General features: G+C 70.0%; 11 protein-coding genes. 3 read left to right on the top strand and 8 right to left on the bottom strand.

Annotation, left to right across the window (positions count from 1 at the left end):
* From EW117_RS27680 to EW117_RS27670, 3 genes are all read right to left on the bottom strand, one after another.
* The coding region (locus EW117_RS27680) for an HNH endonuclease signature motif containing protein (RefSeq protein ID WP_165362897.1) at positions 1-1,662 on the bottom strand (1,662 nt) is incomplete at its 3' end.
* Positions 1,663-1,962: 300 nt separating this feature from the next.
* Entirely contained in the window at positions 1,963-2,889 is a 927-nt protein-coding gene (locus EW117_RS27675; protein ID WP_129789949.1) for a helix-turn-helix transcriptional regulator, read from the bottom strand.
* 129 nt (positions 2,890-3,018) lie between these two features.
* Entirely contained in the window at positions 3,019-4,041 is a 1,023-nt protein-coding gene (locus tag EW117_RS27670) for a zinc-dependent alcohol dehydrogenase family protein (protein WP_129789948.1), read from the bottom strand.
* Positions 4,042-4,207: 166 nt separating this feature from the next.
* Between EW117_RS27670 and EW117_RS27665 the strand changes: the two genes are divergently transcribed.
* Positions 4,208-5,092 carry an alpha/beta fold hydrolase gene (locus tag EW117_RS27665; protein ID WP_129789947.1) on the top strand — a complete coding sequence of 295 codons (885 nt, stop codon included), beginning with the start codon at positions 4,208-4,210 and terminating at the stop codon, positions 5,090-5,092.
* Here the strand turns inward: EW117_RS27665 and EW117_RS27660 are convergent.
* Genes EW117_RS27660 through cutA form a run of 3 tightly spaced genes read right to left on the bottom strand, consistent with a single transcriptional unit; the run spans position 5,053 to position 6,436 of the window.
* Positions 5,053-5,640, bottom strand: coding sequence for a DUF1990 family protein (locus EW117_RS27660; RefSeq protein ID WP_129789946.1), 588 nt, complete (start codon positions 5,638-5,640; stop codon positions 5,053-5,055). The genes EW117_RS27665 and EW117_RS27660 overlap by 40 nt on opposite strands.
* A gap of 28 nt (positions 5,641-5,668) precedes the next feature.
* On the bottom strand, positions 5,669-6,055 hold the full coding sequence (locus tag EW117_RS30580; RefSeq protein WP_277986496.1) for a helix-turn-helix domain-containing protein: 387 nt from the start codon (positions 6,053-6,055) through the stop codon (positions 5,669-5,671).
* A 39-nt stretch (positions 6,056-6,094) separates the two neighbouring features.
* A complete protein-coding gene (gene cutA, locus EW117_RS27650; RefSeq protein ID WP_129789944.1) occupies positions 6,095-6,436 on the bottom strand; it encodes a divalent-cation tolerance protein CutA in 342 nt (113 codons plus the stop codon).
* Between the two features lie 251 nt (positions 6,437-6,687).
* On the opposite strand from cutA, the gene EW117_RS27645 reads away from it, so the two are divergent.
* Positions 6,688-7,398 (top strand): sulfotransferase family protein, encoded by a 711-nt coding sequence (locus EW117_RS27645; RefSeq protein ID WP_165362895.1) that lies wholly within the window; start codon positions 6,688-6,690, stop codon positions 7,396-7,398.
* Here the strand turns inward: EW117_RS27645 and EW117_RS27640 are convergent.
* Positions 7,395-7,991, bottom strand: a complete 597-nt coding sequence (locus EW117_RS27640; RefSeq protein ID WP_129789943.1) for a cyclophilin-like fold protein — start codon at positions 7,989-7,991, stop codon at positions 7,395-7,397. The two genes, EW117_RS27645 and EW117_RS27640, sit on opposite strands and share 4 nt — an antisense overlap.
* A complete protein-coding gene (locus EW117_RS27635) occupies positions 7,988-9,283 on the bottom strand; it encodes a multidrug effflux MFS transporter (RefSeq protein ID WP_129789942.1) in 1,296 nt (431 codons plus the stop codon). The genes EW117_RS27640 and EW117_RS27635 overlap by 4 nt, the downstream gene beginning before the upstream one ends.
* Positions 9,284-9,384: 101 nt before the next feature.
* On the opposite strand from EW117_RS27635, the gene EW117_RS27630 reads away from it, so the two are divergent.
* Positions 9,385-10,257: a helix-turn-helix transcriptional regulator gene (locus EW117_RS27630; RefSeq protein ID WP_129789941.1), complete on the top strand. Its 873-nt coding sequence runs from the start codon at positions 9,385-9,387 to the stop codon at positions 10,255-10,257.
* The last annotated feature ends 4 nt before the right edge of the window (positions 10,258-10,261 follow it).

Genomic DNA, 10,261 nt, shown 5'->3' with positions numbered 1-10,261 from the left:
ATGCCCGTGGTCGTCGGTGATCGACCACCCGGTCTCCGCCAGGGTGCTCGCCCCAGTGCTGTCGGTGGTGGGCTTTCCGGCCCAGTGCATGCTGATGCCCTTGGCGTCGACCAGGGCATGGTGGTGCCAGCACAGCAGGGCGCTGTTGGCGACGGAGGTGTTCCCGCCGTCGGCCCAGTGCTGGACGGCGTGGTGGACCTCGCAGCGTGATGGCGGCTGGTCACACCCGGGATAGACGCAATGCTGGTCCCGCGCGATCACCGCGCGACGCATCTGCCCCGTCACGGTGCGTTGGGCGCGCCCGACGTCCAGCACGGCGCCGTCCGGGCCGAACACGACCCGGGTGATCCGGCTGTCACACGCCAGACGGCGCAGCAGTGCCCGGGGTATCCGGCCGCCGGTCTCGGTGAACACCGGACCCGGCGTGGACAACAGCCCGGACAGCGTCGTGGTGCCGACCGCGGCCCACCCGGCGGCGTCCCAGCCCGCCGTCGTCGTGCTCGCCGGGCCCGCGGTGCCTCCGTCGGCCGTGCCTGCAATGCCGGTCGTGCCGGTCGTGCCCGGCAGGCCGACCCGGGTGCCGCGTGCGGGCGTGGTCTGTCCGCAGGTCAGGCACAGCCCCTCACGAGTGCGGGTGACCTGGGCGACGAACTCGGTCCACGGCACGCTCACGGTCAGGTGCGGCAGGACCGCTGCCCCGGGGGAGGCCTGGTTCGTGTCCAGCACCACCCGAGCCACATCGGCCAGGCCCTGCGCCCGACGCTGGCTGGTTGTCCTGGTGTCCTCCGCCGCGGGTGCGCCGGTGACGGCGGTGATCGCGGTCTGCACCAGCAGGCCATGCTCATCGGTCAGGAACCCTTCCAGGTGATACCCACCGAACGTCTTGGACAGGTCCACGAACTCACCCTGGGCGGCCTTGTCATCATCGCGGTCGTCGGTGTCCGGGTCAGTCACCGACGCGAACTTCTTCGCCACCACCCGGAACCGGTCCGCATCCAACAGGTCCGCCTCGCGCAGCACCACACCCTCACCCGTGGCCAGGGTCCCGTCCGCGACCGCCGTCTCCAGGACACCGGTGATCAGGTCACGCGTCCGGTCACCGCCCGGGTCGTCCGCGGGGTCGGGGAAGTCCACCGCGACCGTCTGCACGAACAGCTCCGGCGTGGTCGTCTCCCCGGTGCGGGTATCGATCAGCCACCCCAACGCGTCGGTACGGGTCTCACTGGTCGGCCCGACCTCGGCCATCACCCTCGCGTGATCCGCACCCAGCACACCAGCCACCAGACGCTCCCGCGTCACCGGCAACGCGGTGTCCAGGCGGTGCGCCATTCTCAGGTCCTTGTCCGCGGTGTTCGCCGACACGCCCTCGTGCAGCCGCAGCCAGGTCTTGAACGTGCGCGCCATGCCACCCGTGCGCCAGGAGCCCTCCGTCTCGATCCGCGGCAACAGGGTGTACCGGATACCGTCCAAGCGGCCCGTGGCCCGGCGGATGTGGGTGTGTGTCTCGATCAGGCGGCCGATGTTCGGAGCGTTCCAGCCGTCCAGCACCTCCGCAGCGGTCAGGTTCGCCAGGTCACCGATCGCGGCATCGATCCGGGCCAGTGCCTCTTCGGCCGACCGGGCAGGCGGCAGACCACCAGGCGCGTCGTTCGTCGACTCCACCGGTCCCCACCCCCACCCGTCCGCTAGCCCATTGCTGTTCGCTAGCCCATTGCTGTTCGCTGCCTCCATTGTCTCGAACATTCGTACGCCCTGCAGGGTGTATTTGAAATCTGTGGATAACTCTTCAAGCGCCAGCGAGTCGCCGTCTGCGGGCCGTTCCAGAACCCCTGCGGTCGGGGCGCGCCCGTGCCGAGGGCTTGCCGGGCTTGGCTTGCAGTGACTCCCGAGGCCACGCCCTCGACGACCCCACAGAGGTCAACAACGCGCGTGACCTGCCACTGAGGCAGCGATCCGCGCAGCTCAGTCGTTGGTCACCGGATGTGTGGCACCGGTGACCGGCCTGCTCACCAGGCCGACGTCGGAGACGCGCCCTGCCTCCCGCTCGGACTCCCTGGTCGCGGCCCAACTCGCCAGCAGTGCGAACTTGTCGGCGGAGTCGGTGTTCGGGGGAGGGCTGTAGGTGACGATCTGCAGGCCCGCCTCGCCCGGCATCGCGAAGACGTCGAACGCCACGGTGACGGGGCCCACTTCGGGGTGGCGGAACGACTTGACCCCGGTGCGGTGCTCGTGGACGTTGTGCCCGGCCCAGTCCTGGCGGAACTGGGGGCTGCGGGTGGACAGCTCACCGATGAGCGCGGTGAGCTCCTTGTTGAGCGGGTCGCGCCCCGCTTCCAGGCGCACGATCGCCGCGACGGTCCGCCGGGCCTGGGGCCAGTCGACGTAGAAGTCCTGGGCACGGCGGTCCAGGAAGATGAACCGGGCGATGTTGGGTGTGCTGTCGGTGTCGAAGTGCGGCGCGTACAGGGCCCGGCCCATCAGGTTGGCCGCGACGAGATCCTGGTGCGCGTTGTGCACGACCGCGGGCACGGTCATGTTGTCCAGGACACGCTGCACGGAGGTGCGCACCGACTGGGCCGGGGGCTTCCTGATGCGCGCCGCGGCGGCGGGAGCGGTGCGGGCGAGATCGAACAGGTACTCGCGCTCGGCGTCGTTGAGCTGCAGGGCTCGGGCGATCGCCTCCAGCACGCTCTCGGACGCCCCGCGGATGTTGCCGCGCTCCAGCCGGGTGTAGTAGTCCGGGCTGACGCCGGCGAGCATCGCCACCTCCTCGCGCCGCAGACCGGGCACGCGCCGCTCGCCGCCGAAGTCGGGGATGCCGGCCTGCTGCGGGGTGACGTTCGCGCGGCGGGAGACCAGGAACTCCCGCACCTCGTCCTTGGTGCTCATGCCGTCAACCATAGGTACGACCCGCTGGAGGTGGGAGGTCCCGCCGGGACCCCCCACCCGTGCCGGTGTCAGACGCACAGGTCACCCGAGTGACCCGTGCGTCCGACACATGTGCGTCGGGCCTACGCATCAGAGCGTGAGCAGCACCTTGGTGGCGCGCCGCTCGTCCATCGCCTTGTAACCCTCGGCCGCCTCGTCGAGCGGCAGGGTGAGGTCGAAGACCTTGCCCGGGTCGATGGCACGGTCCCAGATGAGCTGGATCAGCTCGGGCAGGAACCGCCGCACGGGCGCGGGGCCGCCGTGCAGGTGGACGCCGGTGAAGAACAGCTTCAGGCCATCGAGCTGCACGCCGTGCGTCACGCCGACGTAGCCGACGTACCCACCGGCACGGGCGGAGCGGATGGCCTGCCACATCGACTCCTCGGTGCCCACCGCCTCGACGACGCCGTGGGCGCCGTACCCGCCGGTCAGCTCCTTGACCTTCGCCGCGCCGACATCGCCGCGCTCCTCGATGACGTCGGTGGCGCCGAACTCGCGAGCCAGCGCCTGGCGCTCGGGGTGGCGGCTGAACACGATGATGCGCTCGGCGCCGAGCTGCTTGGCGGCCAGGACCGCCGAGAGGCCGACGGCGCCGTCACCGACGACGGCGATGGTCTTGCCAGGCCCGGCCTCGGCGGCCACGGCGGCGAACCAGCCGGTGCCCAGGACGTCGGAGGCGGCCAGCAGCGACGGGACCAGGTCCTTGTCGGGTTCGCCCGGCGTCGGCACGAGAGTGCCGTCGGCCAGCGGGATTCGGGCGTGCTCGGCCTGCGTGCCGACCGAGCCCATCATCACGTTGTGGATGCACCGGGACTGGTACCCGGCCAGGCAGATCTCGCAGGTGTTGTCGGACGCGACGAACGAGCCGACGACGTAGTCGCCGACCTTGACGTTCTGCACCTCGTCGCCCACCTCGTCCACGACCCCGATGTACTCGTGCCCCATCGGGGTGGGGCCGTTCAGCTTCTCGATCCCGCGGTACGGCCACAGGTCCGACCCGCAGATGCAGGCCGCGGTCACCCGGATCACCGCGTCGGTCGGCTCGACGATCTTGGCGTCCTCGCGCTCCTCGACGCGAACGTCGCCGGGGGCGTACATGACAACTCCACGCATGGGTGGCTCTCCTTGCTCGGGTGCGCCGCGCCGGACGATGCGGCGCGGCGGTGTGCTCCTGTCGGAACCCATCAAACGTCGGGGCTCCCGCCGGGTGGGAGGCCCGGGTAGAACCCCTCAGGTTGCGACGCCGGTCAGATGCAGCGCGCCGTAGGGTGTCGTCACTATGACGATGCGCCGGGTCGAGATGGACGATGGCGTTCGGCTGAGGACATGGCAGTCGGGCTCTGCTGATGTGGATAAGCCTCCGGTCGTCCTGGTCCACGGCGGGCCGGGACTGCCTGACTACCTGGAGCCTGTCTCGACCTTGATCGACGACATGACCCAGGTGCATCGCTACGACCAGCGAGGAACCGGCGGCTCCCGATGGGACGGCCTGCACACCGTGGCTCGCCATGTGCAAGATCTTGGCCACCTGATCGACGCCTGGGGCCATGAGCGGGTGGTCCTGGTAGGGCATTCGTACGGAACCGATCTGACGAGCTTCTTCGTGCGGGCGCATCCCGGGCGCGTCGCGGGGGTCGTCTACCTCTGCGGACCCTTCGTCGGGCCATGGCGCGATCCGACGCGTACCGCGGAACGGGCGCGTCGCTCCGATTCCCAGCAAGCCCGGCTCGAACAGCTCGACGCGCTCACCTCGCGCACCGACGAGGAGGAGATCGAGTACCTGGCGTTGTCGTGGTTCACCGACCACGCCGACCAGGACCACGCGTGGGAATGGGCGACGGCGTCCGCGCGCAGGCTGCGTCCGATCAACTGGACAATGAATGCCCAGCTCAATGCCGATAAGCGGACTTACCCGCTGGACGGCGACATCGGCCGGCTGCGTGCGGCCCTTCCCGCCGGTTCTGCGATCATCGGCGGTGCGGACGATCCCCGCCCCGCAGCAAGCCTGCGGCAGCTGGCCGTGGAGCTGGGCTGCGACGTGACCATCATCCCGGGAGCAGGCCATCATCCGTGGATGGAACGTCCTGAGGAGTTCGGGGCAGCACTTCGTGGTGCCCTCTCGCGTCAGGTCGCCTGGAGCGCGCGGAGGTACCGACGGCGATAGACGCGCTGGGCGATCAGGATCAGCGGAAAGAGTCCACGCCATGGGCCCCGGCCGGCACGCGTGAGAGAGCGCAGCGTGAGGCTCACGTTCCCGTCGTCGTCTCGATGGACGATGAACGCTTCCTCTCCCGAGACCGGGTGGCCCTCCAACGTGCCGTAAGCGAGCGCGGCCCGGTCGTGGGTTGCGACCGTCGCGACGATCTCGACCGGCTCCCGCACGCGAGTAGGACCGATGCGTGCGACGAGCCAGTAGCGCTCCCCTTGTTGTGCGGTGCGTCCCGCCTCGAGCGGCGGGTCGACGGTGAAGCCGCTGCGGGTCTTGATGCCCCAGGAGAGGACCGCAGACGAAGCCACATCCCAGAGGTCGGTTCCGGAGCCCAGCCGGACTGTGTGCTCGTACGCGCGCCACCCGTCGGGTGGCAGCCACCGCTCAGCGGCAGGTGTTGTGCCGCCCACGACGGCGTAGTTGCGGGGTCGTCGGCCGAGGCGGTGGTCTGAACGTCGCAGCAGGTCATCCGCGCTGCTGTCGTCCTCCGCCGCTCTACCCATGCCGCACATCCTGCCGCATGGCTCCTTTTCAGCTCGAGATGCGGTAGACCGCCGCCGTCGCGCCCTCGGCCCAGTGGTACGCGGGCATTGATGCTTCGTGGCACCGCCGGCCCTGTCGGGCGGTCTCGCTGGCCGGTACCCATTGGTAGGTGCGGTGCGAGTCCTCGGTGGCCACGACCCGGAGGGTTACCTCGCGCTCGACCTTCGAGAGCTTCCCCGCCGACATAGAAGCCCCGCGGGCCACCACGTCACCGGTCAGCCCCGATGCTTCACGCAGTGCCCGCAGGGCTCTACCAACGGAATCTGTGGTCAGTGGTGCCGCTCCCAATAAGAGTCGAACGGTACGGCGCGCGCAACCATGCCGGACTCGATTGTTCGGGGTGGAGAGCGCCGGGCAAGGAGATCGAGTTTCCACAACAGGAAAGTGCCGGAACGCGGATGCGTGGACCAGGGGTCACTCCTGCCGTGTCTCGCTCTGCACCCACTCGAGGTACTTCAGATGCCCACCAGTCACCGGCGTCACCAAGACTTCTGGAACGTCGTAGGAATGCTCACGCACGATGTACTCGGTCAGCCGCTCGGCAAGGGCAGCCGTCGTCTTGAACGTCACGCGCCATTCCTTGTCCTTCTGCATCGCGCCGTCCCAGCGGTACACGCTCGTGACCGGCCCCTCGGTCTGCGCACACGCCGCCAACCGCGCCTGCACCGCTGACGCAGCGAGGGCCTCGGCCTCCTCCACGGCGTCAAACGTCGTGGCTACCTGCACGAACTCGACCTCACCCGGATCCTCAGCCATGCAAGCGAGCGTACCGACGTCGAGCACCGCCGGGGCGTTAGGCCAACAACGCCCTCTGCCGCTACGAAGTGGACGCGACGATGATCGTCGGCATGCCAGGGCACCGGATGTCTGTGCGCCTGATCTGGATCGCCCGGCCGGTAAGTACCACCAACGCGGTACGCGGGATACAACCACAGGGTGAGTTTTTTTCCGCGGACGGCGCGCAGACTGCTCGTTGACACACAACGTCGACCAAGGAGTCATCGCGGATGAAGATCATCGGTGCCGGACTGCCCCGCACAGGCACGAGCTCGCTCAAGGCGGCCCTGGACCGCCTCGGGTTCGGTCCGACCTATCACATGTTCGAGCTGATGCAGAATCCCGAACACGTCGATCGATGGCGCCCGGTCGTGAACCGCGAGTCCGCGGACTGGGACCGGGTCTTCGCCGGGTATGACTCCGCGGTGGACTTTCCCGCCTCCATCTACTGGCAGGAGCTGGCCGAGGCCTACCCCGAGGCCAAGGTGATCCTGACCGTGCGGGATCCGCGCCGGTGGCACAAGAGCATCGGCAGCATGGGACCCCAGATGCCGGCCGACGGCGAGCTCGACATGGCGGCCATGATGGAGCAGATGCCCCCACGGATTCGGTCGATCATGGAGCTGTTGCCGCAGATGAACGGCGCGGCCCAGCGCATGCTCGGGCCGGACTTCACCATGGCCGGCAGCCCGATGGAGGAGGAGACGGCGGTAGAGATCTTCGAGCGCCACGCCGAGAACGTGCGCGCGGCTCTGCCCGCGGACCGGCTGCTGGTCTTCCAGGCCAGCGACGGCTGGGGCCCGTTGTGCGAGTTCCTCGGCGTCGAGGTGCCGGTCGACGAGCCGTACCCGCACCTCAACGACGCCGCGACGCTCCAGCGGATGTTCGCGACCATGACGGAGACGAACGAGCTGGTCTCGCCGTTCGAGCAGAGCAGCTAACGCTCTCGGACGACCTCGATGGTGACGCCCGGCCCTTCGAGGCGGTCGAGCTCGTCGCGGGACGCTTCATAGGTGCCGAGGTGGAGCGTCTGGTCCGAGTACTCGATGCCCGAGGCGTTGTAGTAGAAACCGAGGTTGCCCCAGGGTGTGTAGTAAATGAGGTCGCCGTCCTCGGGATCGGAGCCGGGCGTGCCCTCGAGGTCGAGCTCACGCGGCAGGTAGGCGATCTTCTCGCGGCCGCTGAGCTCTTCGACGTCGAGCGTCAGCGGCAGCATGGAGAGGAAGTCGCGCACGGCTGGGGTGTCCTCGCCGATGGTGACGTCGACCTGTGCGTCGTCCGAGGTGAACCGGACGATCGTGCCCGCCACGTCGTCGTCCGCGGCGTCACCCTCCGCGGCGTCGGCCCCTGGACCAGGGGCCGACGCCGCGGGCGATGGGCCGTCGGATGGAGCCGGCGGGGCCGATGACGGCGTCGCGGCCGCGCCGGGGCCGGAGGCCGTGCCCGGCTGCGCCGTCGGCCCGGCAGAGGAGCAGGCGGCCAGCAGGCTGAGCATGGCGGCCGCTGCCACCAGGGAGAACTTCGGGAGCCTCATGCGAGACCTTTCGAGTCGGAGGACGAGTCGGAGGACACGGCCTGGAGCACCGGCTCGGCGCCGGCAGCGGGCGCGTCCGCGACGCGTCGCGGACGCGCCGCGAGCGCGAGCGCGAGGTAGGAGACCGCGGCGAGCGCTATCGAGGCCGTGGTGACGATGCCGAGCGGCAGGATCGTCGCCGCGCCCGCGAGGCCGACCAGCGGTGCGGTGATGCCGCCGAACCCGAACCGGACCATGCCGAGCAGGGATGACGCGGTGCCGGCGAGCCGCGGGTACTCGACCAGCGCGAGGGTCGTCGCCGGCGGTGACGTGATGGCGACGCCGCTGGCCAGCGCGAGCAGCGACACGATCACCATCCACAGCGGCAGGACGGTGAGCCCGGCGGCGAGCAGCCCGAGCGCGCCGAGCGTCGCCACGCCGATGCCGACGCCGAGAGTCCGCGGCACGCTCCAGCGCTCAGCGGAGCGGCCCGCGACGTACCCGAAGAACATGAACCCCGCCGAGTTCAGGCCGAACGCGACCGCGTAGCCCTGCGGCGAGAGCCCGTAGATACCCTGCAGCACGAAGGTCGCGCCCGAGAGGTAAGCGAACAGCGCCGCGTACATGAAGCCCTGGTTCAGCACCGCGCCCAGGAACACCCGGTCGGACAGCAGCACCCGGAAGTCGCGCCCCGTCTGTGCGAAGCCGCCGGCTGTGCGCCGCTCGGCGGGCAGCGTCTCGGGGAATCCGATCGCGGCGGTCACCAGCAGCGCGGCGCCCACGATCGCGAGGAAAACGAACAGGCCGCGCCAGTCGGTGACGGTGTTCAGCTGGCCGCCCAGCAGTGGTCCGACGATCGCGGCGAGCCCGCCGATCACGGTCAGCCGCCCGTAGAACCGGATCAGCGCTCCGCCGGAGTAGATGTCTCGTCCGGCAGCCTGTGCGATGACGATTCCGACCCCGCCGGCGAGTCCCTGCACGAGACGCGCGAGGATCAGCAGCTCGACGGTGGGGCTGGCCGCGCACAGCGCCGACGTCACGACGTACGCGACGACGCCGATCAGCAGGATCCCGCGCCGTCCGAACCGGTCGGACAGCGGCCCTGCGATGAGCTGCCCGACCGCGAGACCGATCAGGCACGTGGTCACGGTGAGCTGTGCGACGGACGTCGCCGCCTCGAGCTCGGCGGTCAGCGCCGGCAGCGCGGGCAGGTACAGGTCCATGGAGATGGGCCCGAACACGGTCAGCAGCAACAGGAGCGTGGGCAGGAACCGGCTGAACCGGGGGAGCGTAGTGGCGGGGAAGTCTTGCATGCTCAGCAGCCTCGCCGTCCGCGCGGATCCGGGGGAGCCCCTGACGAGGGGTGTACCGGCAGAGACTCCTTCGTCGCACCGGAGCGGCTTAACCTGCTTGTATGGACAACCGAGCCGAGGTGCGTGAGTTTCTCGTGTCGCGCCGTGCGAAGGTCACACCGGCACAGGTCGGGCTGCCGCCCGGGCTGAACCGCCGGGTGCCGGGGCTGCGCCGGAACGAGGTCGCCATGCTCGCCGGAGTGAGCGTGGAGTACTACACGAAGCTGGAACGGGGCGCGATCGCCGGCGCCTCCGCCTCGGTGCTGGACGCCATCGCCCGCGCGCTGCAGCTCGACGACACGGAGCACGCCCACCTGCTCGACCTCGCCCGCGCGGCCGACGGGATCCCGTCGTCCGGCCGTCTTCGCAGGCCCGCGGCCAGGTCCGCCGAGCCCAGGCCGAGCCTGGAATGGGCGCTCGCGTCCATCACGGAGGGGATCGCTCTGGTGCGCGACGCGCGGCAGAACGTCCTGGCGGTCAACCCGCTGGGCCGCGCCTTCTACTCGCCGGTGATCGGCGACGGCGGCAGGACGCCGAACCTGGCCCGCTTCCAGTTCCTGGACCCCGCGTCCCGCGACTTCTATCCCGACTGGGATCTGTTCGCCGGGATGTGCGTGGCCGTCATGCGCACCGAGGCCGGCCGCAACCCGCACGACAAGGGCCTGCAGGACCTGGTGGGCGAGCTCTCCACGATGAGCGAGGTCTTCCGCGGGCTCTGGGCCGCGCACGACGTGCGGTCGCACGGCGCCGGAACCAAGCGGTTCCGCCACCCCGTCGTCGGCGAGGTGATCCTGTCGTACGAGGAGCTCGCCATCACCGCCGAGCCGGGCCACGTCCTGCTGATCTACACGGCGGAACCCGGGTCGCCGTCGGCCGACCGGGTGAAGCTCCTCGCCTCCTGGGCTGCCGAGGCGAGGACGCCGGGCCCGGCCTGAGCCG

The sequence above is a fragment of the Promicromonospora panici genome (assembly GCF_900608595.1).
Taxonomy (GTDB): Bacteria; Actinomycetota; Actinomycetes; order Actinomycetales; family Cellulomonadaceae; genus Promicromonospora; species Promicromonospora panici.
This window is presented reverse-complemented; position numbering and strand designations above follow the sequence as displayed.